At 71.9% G+C, this 17,302-nt stretch carries 15 protein-coding genes; 7 read left to right on the forward strand and 8 right to left on the reverse strand.

Annotated features, from left to right (window positions below; genetic code table 11):
- Positions 1–14 precede the first annotated feature (14 nt).
- Positions 15–662 carry a TetR/AcrR family transcriptional regulator gene (locus AWQ68_RS33565; protein WP_066948532.1) on the reverse strand — a complete coding sequence of 216 codons (648 nt, stop codon included), beginning with the start codon at positions 660–662 and terminating at the stop codon, positions 15–17.
- A 224-nt stretch (positions 663–886) separates the two neighbouring features.
- Between AWQ68_RS33565 and AWQ68_RS33570 the strand changes: the two genes are divergently transcribed.
- Positions 887–2,335, forward strand: coding sequence for an aldehyde dehydrogenase family protein (locus tag AWQ68_RS33570; RefSeq protein WP_066948705.1), 1,449 nt, complete (start codon positions 887–889; stop codon positions 2,333–2,335).
- Positions 2,336–2,359: 24 nt separating this feature from the next.
- Here the strand turns inward: AWQ68_RS33570 and AWQ68_RS33575 are convergent, their stop codons facing one another.
- Positions 2,360–2,812, reverse strand: a complete 453-nt coding sequence (locus AWQ68_RS33575; RefSeq protein ID WP_066948534.1) for a GNAT family N-acetyltransferase — start codon at positions 2,810–2,812, stop codon at positions 2,360–2,362.
- 61 nt (positions 2,813–2,873) lie between these two features.
- Entirely contained in the window at positions 2,874–3,881 is a 1,008-nt protein-coding gene (locus tag AWQ68_RS33580; protein ID WP_066948536.1) for a trypsin-like serine peptidase, read from the reverse strand.
- A gap of 120 nt (positions 3,882–4,001) precedes the next feature.
- On the opposite strand from AWQ68_RS33580, the gene dxr reads away from it, so the two are divergent.
- Positions 4,002–5,207 (forward strand): 1-deoxy-D-xylulose-5-phosphate reductoisomerase, encoded by a 1,206-nt coding sequence (gene dxr / locus AWQ68_RS33585; RefSeq protein ID WP_066948539.1) that lies wholly within the window; start codon positions 4,002–4,004, stop codon positions 5,205–5,207.
- Positions 5,208–5,263: 56 nt separating this feature from the next.
- On the opposite strand, the gene AWQ68_RS33590 is transcribed toward dxr, so the two are convergent.
- Positions 5,264–6,367, reverse strand: coding sequence for a lytic polysaccharide monooxygenase (locus tag AWQ68_RS33590; RefSeq protein WP_245656359.1), 1,104 nt, complete (start codon positions 6,365–6,367; stop codon positions 5,264–5,266).
- Between the two features lie 396 nt (positions 6,368–6,763).
- Between AWQ68_RS33590 and ispG the strand changes: the two genes are divergently transcribed.
- The 3 genes from ispG (at position 6,764) to AWQ68_RS33605 (ending at position 10,622) form a co-directional block, all read left to right on the forward strand.
- The gene (gene ispG / locus AWQ68_RS33595; RefSeq protein ID WP_066948543.1) at positions 6,764–7,927 is read left to right on the forward strand and encodes a flavodoxin-dependent (E)-4-hydroxy-3-methylbut-2-enyl-diphosphate synthase; all 1,164 of its coding nucleotides are present in this window, start codon (positions 6,764–6,766) and stop codon (positions 7,925–7,927) included.
- A gap of 118 nt (positions 7,928–8,045) precedes the next feature.
- Complete coding sequence (locus AWQ68_RS33600; RefSeq protein WP_066948545.1) at positions 8,046–9,740, forward strand: alpha/beta hydrolase; 1,695 nt, start codon at positions 8,046–8,048, stop codon at positions 9,738–9,740.
- Positions 9,741–9,779: 39 nt separating this feature from the next.
- Complete coding sequence (locus tag AWQ68_RS33605) at positions 9,780–10,622, forward strand: GNAT family N-acetyltransferase (RefSeq protein WP_066948547.1); 843 nt, start codon at positions 9,780–9,782, stop codon at positions 10,620–10,622.
- On the opposite strand, the gene AWQ68_RS33610 is transcribed toward AWQ68_RS33605, so the two are convergent.
- On the reverse strand, positions 10,603–10,989 hold the full coding sequence (locus AWQ68_RS33610) for a DUF3037 domain-containing protein (RefSeq protein ID WP_066948549.1): 387 nt from the start codon (positions 10,987–10,989) through the stop codon (positions 10,603–10,605). The genes AWQ68_RS33605 and AWQ68_RS33610 overlap by 20 nt on opposite strands.
- Positions 10,986–11,810: a HipA family kinase gene (locus AWQ68_RS33615; protein ID WP_066948552.1), complete on the reverse strand. Its 825-nt coding sequence runs from the start codon at positions 11,808–11,810 to the stop codon at positions 10,986–10,988. The genes AWQ68_RS33610 and AWQ68_RS33615 overlap by 4 nt, the downstream gene beginning before the upstream one ends.
- A gap of 251 nt (positions 11,811–12,061) precedes the next feature.
- On the opposite strand from AWQ68_RS33615, the gene AWQ68_RS33620 reads away from it, so the two are divergent.
- Positions 12,062–13,633, forward strand: coding sequence for a serine/threonine-protein kinase (locus tag AWQ68_RS33620; protein ID WP_084464688.1), 1,572 nt, complete (start codon positions 12,062–12,064; stop codon positions 13,631–13,633).
- A 70-nt stretch (positions 13,634–13,703) separates the two neighbouring features.
- On the opposite strand, the gene AWQ68_RS33625 is transcribed toward AWQ68_RS33620, so the two are convergent.
- Positions 13,704–14,246, reverse strand: coding sequence for a TetR/AcrR family transcriptional regulator (locus AWQ68_RS33625; protein ID WP_066948557.1), 543 nt, complete (start codon positions 14,244–14,246; stop codon positions 13,704–13,706).
- 105 nt (positions 14,247–14,351) lie between these two features.
- On the opposite strand from AWQ68_RS33625, the gene AWQ68_RS33630 reads away from it, so the two are divergent.
- The gene (locus AWQ68_RS33630; protein WP_066948560.1) at positions 14,352–16,598 is read left to right on the forward strand and encodes an MMPL family transporter; all 2,247 of its coding nucleotides are present in this window, start codon (positions 14,352–14,354) and stop codon (positions 16,596–16,598) included.
- A 52-nt stretch (positions 16,599–16,650) separates the two neighbouring features.
- Here the strand turns inward: AWQ68_RS33630 and AWQ68_RS33635 are convergent, their stop codons facing one another.
- Complete coding sequence (locus tag AWQ68_RS33635; RefSeq protein ID WP_066948563.1) at positions 16,651–17,298, reverse strand: CHAP domain-containing protein; 648 nt, start codon at positions 17,296–17,298, stop codon at positions 16,651–16,653.
- Positions 17,299–17,302 lie beyond the last annotated feature (4 nt).

Raw genomic sequence — 17,302 nt, forward strand, 5'->3', positions numbered from 1 at the left:
GAGGTCAGGCGAGGTCAGCGGAACGATGCCGGTGCGTCGGGCCGGCGGGTCATGAAGGAGCTGATCGTGGCGGTGGTCACGGTCTCGTACGTCTTGGCGTCGCGCAGGTGCCCGGCACGCTCCAAACTGAGCGCTCCCTGGGCGGCCGCCCACACCGCGTCGGCGATCTTCCTGGGCTGGGTGGGGATGAGATATCCGGCGGCGATGCAGTCCGCGATCACCCGGTCGAGGATGTTCAGCGCGGCGCGGGCCAGCGTCCTCGCCCGCTCACTCGGCACGAAACCGGGGATCGCCTGCTCGAACATCAGGCTGTAGTACCCGGGGTCGGTGAGCGCGGCCTCCCGGTACGCGGGCCCGAGCGCGACGAGGAACTCGAGCGGGTCGGCGCGCGGCGGGACGGCGGCCAGGCGACGGCGGAACCGCTCGAACCCTTCGAGGTAGAGCGCCTCGGCCAGCCCCTCCTTGCTGCCGAACATCGTGTAGATCACGGTCGTCGAGCAGCCGGCCTCCGCCGCGATCCTGCGGACGGTGAGGCTCTCCGGGCCGGTGGTGGCGAGCAGCTTGCTCGCGACGTCGAGGAGCCGGGTGCGCAGCTCGTCGTTGCTATTACGCTGCCCGAGGGCGTAGGCGCCCTGAAGTCCCAGAGGCGCCGGCGTACTCATCAGCGACGAGCCCTTCCATCGATGGGGTCCGCGACGGACCCGGTTGAGACTTAACCATGCCGTTGCGCTTTCAAACCGCTCCGAAACTGAATTCATCGCGAAATCGCGCCATATCTGTGACATAGCGTGGCAACAGGGTGTTGTCCACATTGGCCAGTCATCGCCCGGTGATTGTGCGCCCCGGAGTAGGGCCGTCCCCGACCGGTTGGCATAGCGTCGTGGGCATGGACAGCAGCGCGAACGCCACCTCACCGATCCCCTTCTGGCTGGCCGGTCGTCCCGCGACGGGAGACGCCGAGCTGGAGGTGACCAACTCCCATGACGGCCGTGTCGTCGGGGTCTACTCCGTGCCGACGGCCGAGCAGGTCGAGCAGGCCGTCGCGGCCGCGGACGCGGTGCGCAAGGAGGCGGCGGCGCTGCCCATCCACGTCCGCGCCGACGCGCTCTCCCACGTCGCGCGCCGCCTCGCCGAGCGCGCCGAGGAGATCGCACAGCTGATCAGCGGTGAGAACGGCAAGCCCATCTTCTGGGCCCGCGGCGAGGTCAACCGGGCGGTCTCCACGTTCCGGTTCGCCGCCGAGGAGGTCCGCCGGTTCAGCGGCGCCGTCCAGCGCCTCGACACCGAGCCCGCCGCCCAGGGCCGCATCGCCTACGTCTCCCGCGTGCCGCACGGCCCGGTGCTCGCGATCACGCCGTTCAACTTCCCGCTGAACCTGGTCGCCCACAAGGTCGCCCCGGCCATCGCCGTCGGCGCCCCGGTCATCGTCAAGCCCGCCCCGGCGACGCCGCTGTCCGCGCTGCTGCTCGGCGAGATCCTGGCCGAGACGAACCTGCCCGAGGGCATGTTCTCCGTGCTGCCCGTGCCGAACGACCGGGCCGGCGCGCTCGTCGAGGACCCCCGCCTGCCGATCGTCTCCTTCACCGGCTCCGGCCCCGTGGGCTACGCCCTCATGGACCAGGTCCCGCGCAAGCACGTCACGCTGGAGTTGGGCGGCAACGGCGCCGCGGTCGTGCTGGCCGACGCCGACCTCGACTGGGCCGCGGCGCGCGCGGCGCTGTTCTCCAACTACCAGGCCGGTCAGAGCTGCATCTCCGTGCAGCGCGTGATCGTCGAGGAGTCGGTGCTCGCGCCGTTCACCGAGAAGCTCCTCGCCGCCGTGGACGCCCTCGTCACCGGCGACCCGTCCGACGAGAAGACCCAGGTCGGGCCGCTCGTGTCGGTCGCGGCCGCCGAGCGGGTCGAGCAGTGGGTGAAGGAGGCCGTCGAGGCCGGCGCCCGGGTCCTCGCCGGCGGCACCAGGGACGGCGCGACGGTGGCCCCGACCGTGCTCACCGACGTCCCCGCGGACGCCAAGCTGTCCTGCGAGGAGGTCTTCGGCCCTGTCATGATCATCCAGCCGGTGGCCTCGGTGGACGAGGCGTTCGCCGCCGTCAACGACTCCAAGTACGGCCTGCAGGCGGGCATCTTCACCCGGAACCTCGACATCGCGTTCCGGGCCAACCGCGAGCTGGAGGTCGGCGGTGTGATCATTGGCGACGTCCCGTCGTTCCGTGCCGACCAGATGCCGTACGGCGGAGTGAAGCAGTCCGGTGTGGGCCGCGAGGGCGTGCTCTCGGCGATGAACGACTTCACCTACGAGAAGGTCATGGTCATCACCGGCGTGACCCTCTAGGTCTCGCGAGACGCGCCTGGAGATCTAGAGGGTCTTCTCGAAGCAGACGCTCTCCGGCAGGTCCGCGTACGCCCCGAAACGGGGGATGCTCGCGTAACCGCTGGAGGTGTAGAGGCCGACGGCCTCCGTGAAGATCCGCCCGGTCTCCAGGCGCAGCGCGTTCAGCCCGTCCTCCCGGGCGAGCCGCTCGATCTCGGCGAGCAGCGCCCGGGACACGCCCCGCCCGCGATGGGCGGGGCGCACGTACATCCGCTTGACCTCGCCGACGCCGGGTTCGAGCGGCTGGAGCCCCGCGCAGCCGACGGCCGCGCCGTCCCGCCACGCCACCACGAACGCGATGCGCGGGTCGAGGCGCTTGGGCACGTCGTGCACGATGTCCCGATCCTGCTCCCGGCTGGCCAGCTCCGCCTGCTGTGCCGCGCACAGCTCCATCACCAGCGGGTCGGTCGCGCCCGCACGCGTCAGTTCCAGCACCATGCCGGGAAACCGTAGCCGGGTGCCTGTTTCACGCGTATTACGCCTCTTTTGCGGCTATTGTTCACGCCTGCTGGGCGGTGTCGAAGACCTGCTTGACCTCGTCGCCGAAGTACGGGCCGTACATGCTGCCGCTGTCGTTGCTGTACTTGAAGCTGCTCACCGAGGTCAGCTGGCCCTGGCCGGTCACGGGGTCGAAGCCGCTGAACCACGGGCCCCCGCTCGCTCCGGCGGTGAGATCGCACTTCAGGCCCTGGTCCTGGGTCTTCTTGTACGGGTCGTCGGACGGCATGCCGGCGCAGTAGAGCAGGTGCTCGCCGTTGTAGGGCGGGTCGGCCGGGAATCCGAAGGTGTACGTCTGCCGGCCGCGCACGGCGTTCCAGCCGATGGCATGGGCTCCGACGGCGTCCGTGAGGTGCTGCCCCCCGCGGTCGCTCACCGCGACCATGCCGACGTCGTAGCCGTCGTTCGCGTCCCGCGCCCACGGTCCGGCGACGAACATCCGCCGTGCCGGATAGCTGCCGTACGGCTGCCGCCCCGACTCGTAGCCGGGGACGAACGTCCAGTTCTCCGCCCAGGCGCCGGTGCCGTCCTTGACGCAGTGGCCGGCGGTCGCCACGACGTCCCTGTTGGCGCTGCGCACCGCGGTGCCCGAGCAGACGAAGTCGACGCCGTTCAGTGTGAGGAACACCCTGCCGACGGTCGTCGTGACGGCCCCGCCGCCGGCCCATCGGGAGCCGCTGGTCACCGTATCCATCGTCATGCTCGCCGGGCGGCCGACGGCGGAGCGCCGGGCGATCGTCCGCTGGTCCACGCCCAGCGGGCGCACCGCGCTGAGCGGGACGGACCGCGGAGAGACCAGCCGCCCCGCGAGCGCGCCGACGCGCGTGACGGTGGAGGAGAGCAGGTCGAACGGGAGCGCTCGGGCCATCCGCTCGGGCGTCCAGTACGCGGCCGGCGCGGCGGCCGCGGTGTGATCGACGACGTCGGCGGGCGGGTTCGCCGGGGCGGGCACCCCGAGGAGCTCGGCGACGAGGGTGGAGGTGGTGAGGAGAAGGAGGCTCGGGGTCATGGAACGCGATTTTGCACTACACATTGTATTTCTGTCGCTACTTTTGGTGAACGTCGGCGCGTCGCCGCGCCCGCGTTCCCCTGACGTCCCGGGCGACGGCGATGGCGAGACAATGGGACGATGACTCCTGAATGCAGCCCGCGCCCCGTCGTCCTTCTCGGCTCCACCGGCTCCGTCGGCACCCAGGCGCTCGACGTCGTCGCCCGGAACCCCGAGCGGCTCCGGATCACCGCGCTCGCCGCCGGCGGAGGTCGGGTCGGTCTGCTCGCCCGCCAGGCCGCCGAGTTCCGCGCGGAGGCCGTGGCCGTCGCCGACCCGTCGGCCGTACCGGCCCTGAAGGACGCGCTGGCCGCGCACGGAGCGGCGCCCACGGTCCTCGCGGGCGCCGAGGGGGTGGCCGAGGTCGCCGCGTGGCCGTCCGGCGGCGCGGACGGGGCGGACCGGCCCATCGTCCTGAACGCGATCACCGGCGCGCTCGGCCTGACCTCGACGCTGGCCGCGCTGGAGGCGGGCCGGGACCTGGCCCTGGCCAACAAGGAGTCGCTGATCGTCGGCGGGCCGCTCGTCAAGCGGCTGGCCAAGCCGGGCCAGATCCTCCCGGTGGACTCGGAGCACTCCGCGCTCGCGCAGTGTCTGTGGGCGGCCGGTCCCTCGGGAGCGGACGCGCGAACGGTCCGGCGGCTCGTCGTCACGGCGAGCGGCGGGCCGTTCCGCGGCAGGAAGCGCGCGGAGCTGTGGGACGTCACGCCCGAGATGGCGCTCGACCACCCGACCTGGAACATGGGGCCGGTGATCACGATCAACTCGGCGACCCTGGTCAACAAGGGCCTCGAGGTGATCGAGGCGCATCTGCTCTTCGACATCGGGTTCGACCGCATCGACGTCGTGGTCCACCCGCAGTCGGTGATCCACTCGATGGTCGAGTTCGTGGACGGCTCGACGATCGCGCAGGCGAGCCCGCCCGACATGCGGCTGCCGATCTCGCTGGCCCTGGGGTACCCCGAGCGCGTGCCCGGCGCGGCGTTCCCCGTCGACTGGACCCAGGCGCACACCTGGACCTTCGAGCCGCTCGACGACGAGGCGTTCCCGGCGGTCTCGCTGGCCCGCCAGGTCGGCGCCCAGGGCGGCACGGCCCCCGCCGTCTACAACGCGGCCAACGAGGTGTGCGTGGAGGCGTTCCTGAAGGGTGCGCTGCCGTTCCCCGGGATCGTGGACACGGTCGCCCAGGTGGTGTCCGAGCACGTGACCGGCCAGGCGTCCACCATGGAAGAGGTGCTGGCGGCCGACGAGTGGGCCCGCTCCCGTGCCGCCGAGCTGACGGCCTGAGGGACCCGGGAGCGGTGCTCGCGCCCGTCCCGGGTCCCCGCGCCTCCGTCAGGCGGTCAGGCCGCCGTACAGGTGACGCTCGAAGGAGCGGTGACCGCGCCCGAGGCGTTGCCCAGGAAGCCGAACGTCGTCGAGGCGTTCGGGGCCAGGGAGCCGTTGTAGCTCTCGTTCTTCACCGTCACCGAGGCGCCCGTCTGACTACTGATGCCGTTCCAAACCTGGGTGATCGTCTGGCCGGACGGGAGCGTCCAGCCGACCGTCCAGCGCGTGGTCGACGAGGTCCCGGTGTTGCGCACCGTCACCTCGCCCTGGAAACCGCCCTGCCACTGGTTCGTGATCGCGTACGTCGCGGTGCAGCGGCCCGTTCCCGGAGAGGTCGAGGGGCTCGGCGAGGGGGAGGGGCTGGGGCTCGCCGACGGGCTGGAGGACGGGCTGGAGGACGGGCTCGGCGAGGGGGACGAGCCACCCGGCCCCACCCCGGTCACCTCGCCGTGGCCGCCGTCGAACACGACGTCCGAGCAGCTGTAGAACGTCTCGTTGCTGTCCGACCGCTGCCACACGGTGTAGATGATGTGGCGGCCGCTCTTGCCTGACGGCAGCGTGGCGTTCCAGTAGTAGTACGCGTCCTCGTTGCCGGGGGAGCCGACGCTCGGCGGGTCGGTGACGCTGTAGAAGGGCGTGGACTCCAGGTCGCTCCAGGCGAGTGGCCTGGTCGGGCTCCACGAGTCCTTCGTGATGTACGAGCGGAACGAGCCGGGGTGGGCCGCCCACTTGTTGTACTTGAACTGCAGCGCCGCGCCGGAGGTCAGGTGCGTCACCGGCCAGTCGGCGCGTGGCAGGTCGAAGCCGCTGAAGTCGTAGACGACCGCGGCGCCGCTGCACAGCTTGCCGTCGGGGATGAAGCCCGACGTGCGGCCCACGCCGTCCGAGCGCAGGACGGCGAACCAGTTGTAGAGCGCGTTCGTCCCGCTCTGGGCGACCGCGGCCGCGCAGGCCGGGTTGTTGGGGACGATGCCGCCGCTCTGGGTCAGGCCGTCCTTCCAGCACAGGTACGTGCGGCTGCCCGGGACCATCGGCGCCCCGTGCGCGGACGCGGGGGAGGCGATGAGCACGGCGGCGACGAGGGCGGACAGGGCGGTGACGACGGTGGCGACGGTCACTCGTGACCGTGTTCTTCGTGGTGCTCCCACGGGTTACCCTTTCGCGTGGTCAAGGCTGCCGCACTCGTGGCGCGGCACGGCACCGCGGGCGATGCGAAGCCCGCCGGCCGGGGGACAGCCGCTGACATACCGGACCATTTGCGCGTAAGCGCTCACGCGCTCCGGACACTAACCCCGGCCCGCGCGCCCGCCCAGGACGGCGGCGGCCGCCGTACCGGCCGCTCCGCGTCCTCGCAGTTCAGGCGGCCGTACGCGGACGCCGGGTGATGAAACCTTCATTGGCCGCGCCCTGCTTCGCAGATCCGGACAATCCGACCACCGGGCCGGAGATCTTGGCGGACTCCCTAGACTGGGAGAGCCCGCACGCGGCCGTCGACCAGAACCCAAGGTGCTGAAATGTCTGTTGATCTCGGGATTCCCACCGTCAGGACCCAGCCGATCGCCCAGCGGCGGGTGTCGCGGCAGATCATGGTCGGCTCGGTCCCGGTCGGAGGGGACGCTCCGATCTCGGTGCAGTCGATGACCACCACGCTCACCGCGGACGTCAACGCCACGCTCCAGCAGATCGCGGAGCTCACCGCGGCGGGCTGCCAGATCGTCCGCGTCGCGGTGCCCTCCCAGGACGACGCCGACGCGCTCCCCCTGATCGCCAGGAAGTCGCAGATCCCGGTGATCGCCGACATCCACTTCCAGCCCAAGTACGTCTTCGCCGCCATCGAGGCCGGCTGCGCCGCCGTACGCGTCAACCCGGGCAACATCAAGAAGTTCGACGACAAGGTCGGCGAGATCGCCAAGGCGGCGTCCGACCACGGCGTGCCGATCCGCATCGGCGTCAACGCGGGCTCCCTCGACCCCCGCCTCCTCAGGAAGTACGGCAAGGCCACCCCCGAGGCGCTGGTCGAGTCGGCCCTGTGGGAGTGCTCGCTGTTCGAGGAGCACGGCTTCCGTGACATCAAGATCTCGGTGAAGCACAACGACCCGGTCGTCATGATCCAGGCGTATCGGCTGCTCGCGCAGAAGTGCGACTACCCCCTCCACTTGGGCGTCACCGAGGCCGGTCCGGCGTTCCAGGGCACGATCAAGTCCGCGGTGGCGTTCGGCGCGCTGCTCGCCGAGGGCATCGGCGACACGATCCGCGTATCGCTCTCCGCTCCGCCGGTCGAGGAGATCAAGGTCGGCTGCCAGATCCTTGAGTCGCTGAACCTGCGCGAGCGCGGCCTGGAGATCGTCTCCTGCCCCTCCTGCGGCCGGGCCCAGGTGGACGTCTACACCTTGGCCGAGCAGGTCCACGCCGGTCTCGACGGCCTGAAGGTCCCGCTGCGGGTGGCCGTGATGGGCTGCGTCGTCAACGGCCCCGGCGAGGCGCGGGAGGCCGACCTCGGCGTCGCCTCCGGCAACGGCAAGGGCCAGATCTTCGTGAAGGGGCAGGTCATCAAGACCGTGCCCGAGTCGCAGATCGTCGAGACCCTCATCGAGGAGGCGCTGCGCCTCGCCGAGGAGATGGGCGTGGACGTCGACCTCGACGACGACGCCCCGGGCCCCCAGATCGTCGTCGGCTGATCGTTACACTCCGCAATACCTCGATTACACCCTGACAGGCATCCTCGGATGCGCTGAGTGACCGTGTGGTGACCCACGCCAAGCTGGCCTCTGCCGTTTGAGCAGAGGGAGCGTACGGGTGAGGCGAATCATCGGGATGGTCGCGGGTGCGACGGTGCTCGTCACCGGAGCGGCGGTCACCGGAGCCGGCGGGGCCGGGGCGACGAGCGCCCGGGCCCGCACGGCGATGCCGGAGGCGATCACGTGGCGGGCGTGCGAGGAGGCCAGGCCGGCCACCGGCGCGCTCGGCCAGACGCTCGGCCGGATCGGCGACGCGGGCGCGCACGTCACCCGGCGGGTGGCCGGGCAGCGGCAGGCGCCCGTCGGCGAGGTCGAGTGCGGCACCCTGCGCGTCCCCCTCGACTACGCCGTGCCGGAGGGGCAGCAGATCTCGCTGGCGCTCAACCGGATCAAGGGGACCGCTCCGCGTGACGGCAACCACCTCGGCGTGATGCTGGTCAACCCGGGCGGGCCCGGCGCGTCCGGGCGCTCGCTGGCCACGTTCGTCGCGGGCTCGCTCCCGCGGGACGTGGCCGCGCGGTACGACGTGATCGGCTTCGACCCGCGTGGGGTGGGGGCCAGCGAGCCCGCGCTCAGCTGTGTGGACCCCGCCCGCTTCTTCGCCCCGCCACGGCTGGACAACGTGCCGCGCGACGCCGCGGAGGAGCGGGCGCTGGTCGGCCGCGCCCGCGAGTACGCCGACGCGTGCGGCAATCGCTGGGCCTGGTTCCTGCCCTACCTCACGACGGAGAACTCCGCGCGCGACATGGACGCGATCCGGAGCGCCCTCGGCGAGGACAAGATCAGCTATCTCGGTTACTCGTACGGCACCTATCTGGGGGCGGTCTACGCGACGCTCTTCCCGCAGCGGGTCAGGCGGCTCGTGCTCGACAGCGTCGTCGATCCCGCGGGCGTGTGGTACGACGCCAACATCACGCAGGACTACGCCTTCGACCAGCGCCACCGGGACTTCCTCGACTGGGTCGCCCGGCACGACGATGTGTACGGCCTGGGACGCACCGGGTCCGGGCTCGGCTTCGCCTGGTACTCCATGCGTTCCCGGCTGCGGAGCCGTCCGGCGGGCGGCGTGGTCGGGCCGAGCGAGCTGGACGACCTGTACACCGTGGGCGGCTATTCGAGCTCCGTCTGGCCCGTCCTGGCCCAGGTCTTCTCCGACTACGTCAAGAAGGGCGACACCACGGGGCTCGTCTCCGCCTACCACGCGCTGGTCGACAACGACGCCGCCGAGGAGAACAGCTACGCCGTCTACCTGGGCGTCCAGTGCCGCGACGCCGCGTGGCCGCGCGACTGGACCCGCTGGCACACGGACACGACGCGGGTCGCCGCGCAGGCGCCGTTCCTCACCTGGCCGAACGCCGTCTACAACGCGCCGTGCGCCTTCTGGTCCGAGCGCGGCGGGACCCCGCCCAGAGTGGGGACGGCGAAGCTGCCGCCGGTCCTGCTGTTCCAGGCCCGGCGCGACGCGGCCACGCCGCAGGCGGGCGCGCTGCGCGTCCGCGGCCTGTTCCCGACCGCGCGGCTGGTCACCGTGCCGGGTGGCGACCACGGCGTGGCGCTGGCCGGGAACGGCTGCGTGGACCGCTACCTCGCCGCCTATCTGCGGGACGGGACCACGCCACCGCGCCGGATCGGTCAGGGGGCCGACGCCGCGTGCGACGGCGCGACCGAGCCGCGTCCCGTCACCCCGATGGCGGCGGGCGGGCCGAGCGGCCACGCGCTCCTGACCGAGCTGCTGCTGGGACGCGTCCGCTAACTTCCAAAATCGAGGCAGTCGCGTAGGCTTGGCCCCGTGATGCTGCGTACTTCGGCGTCGCGCGTCCTCGACGACAACGATCGCGAAGAGGTGCTGGCGCTCCTCGACTCCGATCCCGTCGCCAACGTCTTCGTCGCCTCCCGGATCAGGTCCGTCGGGCTGAGTCCGTCCCGGCTCGGGGGGCAGATGTGGGGATACGGCCCGCGCGGCGGGCTGATCTCGCTCTGCTACGCCGGGGCCAACCTGGTCCCGGTGAACGCAGGCCGCGAGGCCGTGCACGCGTTCGCCGACCGCGCCCGCAAGCAGGGCCGCCGGTGCTCGTCGATCGTGGGCCCCGCGACCGCGGTCGAGCAGCTCTGGGAGCGGCTGGAGCCGCACTGGGGCCCGGCCCGGGCGATCCGCCGGGCCCAGCCGGTGATGGCCACCAGCTCCGCCCCCGCCGTCGAGCCGGACCCGCTGGTACGGCGGGTCAAGCCCGAGGAGTTCGGCCTCCTGCTGCCCGCCTGCGTGGCGATGTTCACCGAGGAGGTGGGCGTCTCCCCGGACAATGGGGACGGCGGCGCGCTCTACCGCTCGCGGGTCGCCGAGCTGATCCGCATCGGCAGGTCGCTCGCCCGCATCGACGACGGCCGGGTGGTCTTCAAGGCCGAGATCGGCGCGGTCACCCCGCAGGCGTGCCAGATCCAGGGCGTCTGGGTCGACCCGGAGCTGCGCGGGCGCGGTCACGCCTCGGCCGGGATGGCCGCCGTCGTGGAGCAGGCGCTGAAGTATTTCGCGCCGCTGGTCAGCCTCTACGTGAATGACTACAACATGCCGGCGCGGGCGGTCTATCGCCGGGTCGGCTTCCGCGAGGTCGACACTTTCATGTCCGTGCTGTTCTGACCAGCCGCTCCATCAGGTGGTCGAGCTCGGCCGCCGGGTCGAAGGTCAGGCCCGCGTGGACCGGGCCGGTCTGCACGATCGTGCTGCGCGGGGCGGTCAGCCACCGGAACCTGCTGCCCGGGGCCTCGCCGTCGAGCGGTCCGGCGTCGTCGGTGCAGGCCTGCTCGTAGGCGTCCAGTGCGTGCCGTACGCCGGCGAGGTCGACGGAGGAGCTGAGCGCGCGCAGCCGGGCCTCGTCCAGTTCGACCCGGGCGCACAGGTAGCCGCGGGGCTGGCAGTAGAGGATCACCCCGACGTTGATCACTTCGCCCCGCTCGACGCTGGGTATCACCCGGATCACGGCGTACTCGTAGACGTCGCGGCTCATCGGCCCTCCTCCCGCGCCGCCCGCCAGAAGCGGCCGATCGAGCCCTGCCGTTCGCGCTCCGGCGGAGGCGCGGCGGCCGGGCTCGGCACCCAGTCGCGCGGGCCGTGCACGCGGGCGAGGAGGTGCTCGACGTATCCGTCGCGTACGGCTTGCGCGCCGTCGAACCCGGGCTCGTCCTCCAGCCACTCGTCGGGGATCAGCGCGGTCACCTTGTCGAGCAGGTCGCGGGTGATGCGCGGGGCCAGGTCGGCGTCGGCCGCGTCCATCTCGGTGGCGTACGGCGCGAGGACGTGGTCGCTGCCGTCGAAGTCGCGCCGGGGGTTGGCGGACCGCCAGTTGTGGTGGAACCAGAGGGCGGCGCCGTGGTCGATCAGCCACACGTCGCCGTGCCAGACGAGGAGGTTGGGGTTGCGCCAGCTCCGGTCGACGTTGTGGATCAGGGCGTCGAACCAGAGCAACCGGGAGGCGAAGCCGGGGTCGGGCCGCCAGCCGAGCGGGTCGAAGCCGAGCGCTCCCGGGAGGAAGTCGATCGCCAGGTTGTGCCCGGCGCTCGCGGTCAGCAGGTCCTGGATCTCCTCGTCGGGCTCGCGCGCGCCGAGCTGCGGGTCGATGTCGATGATCTTCAGCTCGGGGGTGGCGAAGCCGAGGCTCCGGGCCAGCTCGGCGCAGATGATCTCGGCGACGAGGACCCGCCGCCCCTGCCCGGCTCCCCGGAACTTCACGACATAGGTGCCGAGGTCGTCGGCCTCCACGACACCGGGAAGCGACCCGCCCTCCCTGAGCGGCGTCACGTATCGCGTCGCCGTGATCTGTTCCAGCACGCCGTAAAGGCTATCGGCTGCCGGCTCCGTCCCCTGCGCCCACCGAAGTCGGGGCGTGGGGCCTGCGGGAGAACCGCGGCGCGTACGACGCTCTCTACGTCGCGCTCGCGGAGACCTTGGACCGCCCCCTGGTCACCAGCGACGCGAGGATCGCGAAGGCGGGGTCGGCGCGCTGCCCGATCGAGGTCGTCGGATAGAGGGGGCGCCGTCCTGGTTGGGGGCGTCTGGGGTGATCGTGGTAGGTATGGCGGGTGTCGCGGCTTTCCCCCCTACGGCCCGAAGATCCACAGCAGCTCGGCGGCTACCTCCTGAACGGTCGCATCGGCGCGGGTGGGCAGGGCGTGGTCTTCCACGCCACCGGGCCTGACGGTTCGCCGGTGGCGGTGAAACTGCTCCGCGCCCGCCTGACCGGCGACGGCGGCGACCGGCGTAGGTTCGTCGGAGAGGTCCAGGCCGTGCGGCGGGTGGCCCCCTTCTGCACCGCGCAGGTCCTGGACGCCGATCTCGACGGCGACCGGCCCTACATCGTCAGCGAGTACATCGACGGCGTCTCGCTCCAGGAGTACGTCCGGGCGTACGGCCCGAGGTCGGACGGCGCGCTGGACCGGGTCGCGGTGGGGACCGCGACGGCGCTCGCCGCGATCCACCGGGCGGGTGTGATCCACCGCGACTTCAAGCCGGCGAACGTCCTCATCGGCGCGGACGGGCCGCGCGTCATCGACTTCGGCATCTCGCGCCTGCTCGACGCCACCACGACCACCGGCGGTCCGGTCGGCACACCCGCCTATCTCGCGCCCGAGCAGCTCAGGGCCGAGCCCGTCGGACCCGCGTGCGACATGTTCAGCTGGGCGCTCACCGTGGCGTTCGCCGCGAGCGGGCGGCACGCCTTCGCCGCCGACACGTACGGCGCCATCCTCGCCCGGATCCTGTACGGCACGCCGGACCTCGGGCCTCTCGACGGCCCGCTCCGCGAGATCGTGGTCGCCTGTCTGGCGAGCGAGCCGCGCGACCGGCCGACCGCGGAGGAGGTGCTCGGCCGGCTGCTCGGCGGGGGAGGGGCGGCGGTCCCGGCCCCCGCTCAGGCGTTCGCCGCGCCCCCCGCACAGGCGTCCGCCGCGCCCGCCGCCCAGGCGCAGCAGTCGTACGGGCCGATGGGCGGCCGGGACGATGCGCCGGTCCTCGCGTATGGGGACGATGGCGCGCGGGGCTCCGCGACCGTCCCCCGGGGGATCGATCGCACCCTTCCGGGGAGCGGCGGTACGGCGGCGGGCTTCCCGACGGCGGACGGCGAGGCGCGGGGCGAGGGGGCGGCGGGTCGGGCGGGTGCTCCGGCTGTTCCGGAGGGCGCTCCGGTGCAGAGGTCGGGCGGGCTCCGGCGGCGGTGGCCTCTTCTGGCGGCCGGGATCGCCGTGGTGGCCGCCCTCGCGGGGGGAGCGGTCTTCCTGGCGCCGCAGGGTGGCCATGTGCGGGGCGGCGGCGACGTGCGGGCGGACGGCGGCGGCGGGGCCGCGGCCGCGCACGACGGCATGTGGATCGGGGTGGCCCGCTATCCCGCGGCCTCCCGGACGTTCCCGATCGAGATCTATCTGTCCGGGTCGTCCCGAATGCGATGGGGCGCGGACCTGCACTGCGAGGGACGGCTCACCCGGCGCAAGGAGACGGGAGGCGACCTCGTCCTGCGGCTGGACCAGGTGACGGGGAAGAGCTGCTATGCCGGGACCGTCGTGTTCCGGACGAAGGACGACCGGCAGGCCACGGTCGATGTGATCAAGAGTGGGTCGGACGAGGTCGCCTACACCGGCCGCCTCGCCCGCGACTCCTGACCATCGACGGACCATCGACGGATCGTCGACTGAGCATCGACGCCGACGAGCCGATACGGGCGTCCCGGTCTCAGGATTGGTAGACCGCGAGCGCGGCGCGGACGACGGCCTCCTCGACCGGCTCGGCGGGCAGTTCGGTGGTCTTGACGACGGCGGCCTGCACGCAGCCGAGCACCGCCCAGGCGCGTATGCGGTTGGTGTGGTCCGGGTCGTCCCCGGCCAGCCGCCGGTACAGCTCGTCGCGGAAGGTCCTGATCGCCTCGCCCGTGGTGCCGGGAGCGGCGTCGTCGGCGCCGCCGATGTCCTCCATGAGCAGCCGGATGACGGTGCGGTGCCGTACGGCGAAGGAGACGAAGGCGCGGATGTAGGCGGCGCGGTCGTCGCCGAAGTCCATGCCCAGTAGTCGCAGCACGTCCTCGGCGGCGGGCGTGATGAGCTCGGCGGCCAGGCGGTCCTTCGGATGGAAGTGGTAGGCCACGGCGGTCTTGGTCAGGCCCACCGCCGCCGCGATGTCGGCCAGCGACGTGCCGGCGTACCCCCGCTCCGCGAACAGTTCGCGGGCGGCGGCCAGGATGCGGGATCGGGTGTCGTTCCCGGGGTCGAATGTGGTCATCGTCTCATTTCCAGTGAGCCGCGGCATTCGAGGTGATTTGCGTCTTACGCTCGTCCTGTACGACCGTACAGGACGGCGTTTCAGGGACATGGCGGGGCGGATCCCATGAGTTCGTTGCTAGGACGTCTCGGCGGCTGGTGCGCCCGGCACGGGCGGCTCGTACTCGCTCTCTGGGTGCTCGCGGCCGGCCTGCTCACCGGCCTCACCATGGTCTTCGGCAGCCCGGTCAGCAACGACGTCGCCATCCCCGGAACGGACGCGCAGCGCGCTCACGAGCTGATGCGCGAGGGGTTCGGCCCCGGCTACGACTCCGGCGGCACCGTCCAGCTCGTCCTGTACACCGAGAAGGGCACCCTCCTGTCGAAGGAGCGCGAGAAGGCGGTCGGCGACGCCCTCGCCCGGATACGGCAGGTCCCCCACGTCGTCGAGGCGCAGACGCCGTACCGCATGGGCGGCATGGCGTCCAACCAGCGCATCGGCATGATCTCGGTGAAGCTGGCGGGCCAGAACAGCGCCAAGCAGGGCGAGACCGCGAGCGAGCTCGTCGCGGCGGCGGCGCCCGCGGTGGAGGCGGGCATCGAGGTGGTGCCCGCGACCTCCGGCTCGCCGGCCGACAAGGAGATCAAGACCGGCGCCAGCGAGATCATCGGTGTGTCTGTGGCGCTGCTGGTCCTGTTGTTCGCCTTCGGCACGCTGGTCGCCGCGCTGATCCCGATCTTCACCGCGTTGATCAGCATCGGCGTCGGGCTCGGCGTGATCGGCCTCCTGGGGCACGTGGTCGACGTCCCCAAGTCCGCCTCGATCATGGCCACGATGATCGGGCTCGGCGTCGGCATCGACTACGCGCTGTTCCTGCTGTCGCGGCACCGCCGGCTGCTCGCCGACGGCGTGCCGGTACGGGAGTCGGTCCGGCGTACGGTGGCGAGCTCCGGCGGCGCGGTCCTCTTCGCGGGCGGCACGGTCGTCATCGCGCTGAGCGCCCTGATGCTGGCCGGGTTCCCGATGCTGCGCACGCTCGGCTGGATCACCGGCATCTCCGTCGTGTCCGCCGTGCTCACGTCGATCACCCTGGTGCCCGCGCTGCTCGGCCTGCTCGGGCACCGCGTCAACGCGCTCCGGCTGCCGCTGGTGGGGCGGGTGGCGGGCCGCCGCGGCCACGGACCCGCCACCGGCTGGGCCGCGCTCGGCGCCTGGGTCGCCAAGCGCCCGTGGCGCGTGCTCACGGCCACCGTGGTCGTGCTCGCCGCGCTGGCCGCCCCGGCGACGGCGCTGAAGCTGGGCGCGCTCGACCAGGGCTACTCGGACCAGGGCACCGCCGAGCGCCGGGCGTACGAGCTGGTGTCGGTCGGGTTCGGGCCCGGGGCGAACGGGCCGCTCATCGTCGTCGCTGAACTGGACCGCGCGATCGCCGACACCGATCCGGCCGACCCCCTCGTACGGGAGCTGACCCGGAGGCTGGGGGACACCTCCGGCGTCGCGCACGTGTCACCGCACAAGGTCAACGAGAACGGCAGGTCCGTGCTCGTCCAGGTGATCCCCGAGTACGCGCCGAGCGACCCGCGCGCCCTCGACGTCGTGTCACAGGTACGCGCGATCCGGATCCCGGGCGTACGTGTCCACGTGGGCGGCGAGGTCGCCGGGCTCGCGGACGCGGGGGACCGCATCATGGGGCGGACCCCGCTGGTGGTCGCGGTCGTCGTGCTGCTCAGCGCGCTGCTCCTGCTGCTCGCGTTCCGCGCCCCGCTGGTGGCGATCAAGGCGGCCGTGATGAACCTGGTGTCCCTCGGCACCGCGTTCGGGGCCCTGGCCGTCGTGTTCTCGATGGGCCTGGGCAGCCGGCTCGTCGGCATGGACCCGCCCTTCTCCCCCGAGGGCACCTTCGTGCATACGCTGTTCTTCTCGGTGCCGATCGACAACTACGTCCCGCTGATGCTGTTCGCGGTCCTCTTCGGGCTGTCGATGGACTACGAGGTGTTCCTGCTCACCGCGGTACGGCAGGCGTACACGCGGACCGGGGACAATCGGGCGGCCGTGGCCGAGGGGCTGGGGACGACCGGGCGCGTGATCACCTCGGCGGCGCTGATCATGGTGGCGGTGTTCACCGCGTTCGTCGCCTATCCCGACCCGCTGGTGAAGGTGTTCGGCGTCGGGCTGGCGGTGGCGATCGCCGTGGACGCCACGATCATCCGCGGCTTCCTGGTGCCCGCGACGATGGTCCTGCTCGGGCGGCTCAACTGGTGGATCCCGCGCTGGCTGGACCGCGTCCTGCCGAACATCTCGATCGAGGGTCGCGAGGAGGAGCCGGCGGCCGAGGCGCCGGATCGGGACCTCACGACGGCCGGGCGTCACTGACCCCCGGCTCGCACGTCGCGCGGTACGGCACGTCGTCACAGAGTCCGGAGAGTCACATCCGGGAGCGTGCCGACGGCCGCCCGCCGAGGATGCGTGCGCGGACGCGGCGGCGGGCCCGCATGACGCCGACGGCGAGCGCGGCGACCACGACGGAGGCGACGACCGCCTGCGAGCTCACGTCGTACGGAGGGGTCGTGACGAGTTGTTGCGCGGACGCCTTGGTCGCGGAGATCGTCTGCCCCTTCTCCATCCGCTCCTTGATCTTCTCGGGGTATCCGTAGCCGACGACGGAGTTCTGGCCGCGGACCTTGATGCTCACCCGGCCGCCGTCGATGTTGCCCTCGATCGTCTGGATCTTGTCGCCCATGACCTTGGTCACGATGCCCACGTGGTCGATGCCGCTGATCGTGCCGGTGCCGTTCCAGTCGTAGAACACGAGGGCGCCGGGAGCGGGCCGGTTACCCCAGGCGCCCTGCTCCTTGAACCACTCGGCGTGGCGGACGGTCCAGGCGAACTGGCCGAACCAGTCGCCGTAGCCGAGTTGGCGCGCGCCCCAGGACAGGAACATGTCGCACCAGGGCTGGTCGGAGTAGTCGGCGTCCTGCTCCACGTTGTTGTACCACTGGCCGAACTTGGTGTAGCCATTGCCTTGCGCGCTGTAACCGACCTGGGAGCGCAGCAGTTCCAGCAGCTTCGTCATCTCG

Source organism: Microtetraspora fusca, assembly GCF_001570365.1.
Lineage (GTDB): Bacteria > Actinomycetota > Actinomycetes > Streptosporangiales > Streptosporangiaceae > Microtetraspora > Microtetraspora fusca.

Excerpts from the sequence above, each read along its gene's own strand:
- AWQ68_RS33565 (WP_066948532.1), bottom strand. The coding sequence starts at position 662 with ATGAGTACGCCGGCGCCTCTGGGACTTCAGGGCGCCTACGCCCTCGGG.
- AWQ68_RS33570 (WP_066948705.1), top strand. The coding sequence starts at position 887 with ATGGACAGCAGCGCGAACGCCACCTCACCGATCCCCTTCTGGCTGGCC.
- AWQ68_RS33575 (WP_066948534.1), bottom strand. The coding sequence starts at position 2,812 with ATGGTGCTGGAACTGACGCGTGCGGGCGCGACCGACCCGCTGGTGATG.
- AWQ68_RS33580 (WP_066948536.1), bottom strand. The coding sequence starts at position 3,881 with ATGACCCCGAGCCTCCTTCTCCTCACCACCTCCACCCTCGTCGCCGAG.
- dxr (WP_066948539.1), top strand. The coding sequence starts at position 4,002 with ATGACTCCTGAATGCAGCCCGCGCCCCGTCGTCCTTCTCGGCTCCACC.
- ispG (WP_066948543.1), top strand. The coding sequence starts at position 6,764 with ATGTCTGTTGATCTCGGGATTCCCACCGTCAGGACCCAGCCGATCGCC.
- AWQ68_RS33605 (WP_066948547.1), top strand. The coding sequence starts at position 9,780 with ATGCTGCGTACTTCGGCGTCGCGCGTCCTCGACGACAACGATCGCGAA.
- AWQ68_RS33610 (WP_066948549.1), bottom strand. The coding sequence starts at position 10,989 with ATGAGCCGCGACGTCTACGAGTACGCCGTGATCCGGGTGATACCCAGC.
- AWQ68_RS33625 (WP_066948557.1), bottom strand. The coding sequence starts at position 14,246 with ATGACCACATTCGACCCCGGGAACGACACCCGATCCCGCATCCTGGCC.
- AWQ68_RS33630 (WP_066948560.1), top strand. The coding sequence starts at position 14,352 with ATGAGTTCGTTGCTAGGACGTCTCGGCGGCTGGTGCGCCCGGCACGGG.
- AWQ68_RS33635 (WP_066948563.1), bottom strand. The coding sequence starts at position 17,298 with ATGACGAAGCTGCTGGAACTGCTGCGCTCCCAGGTCGGTTACAGCGCG.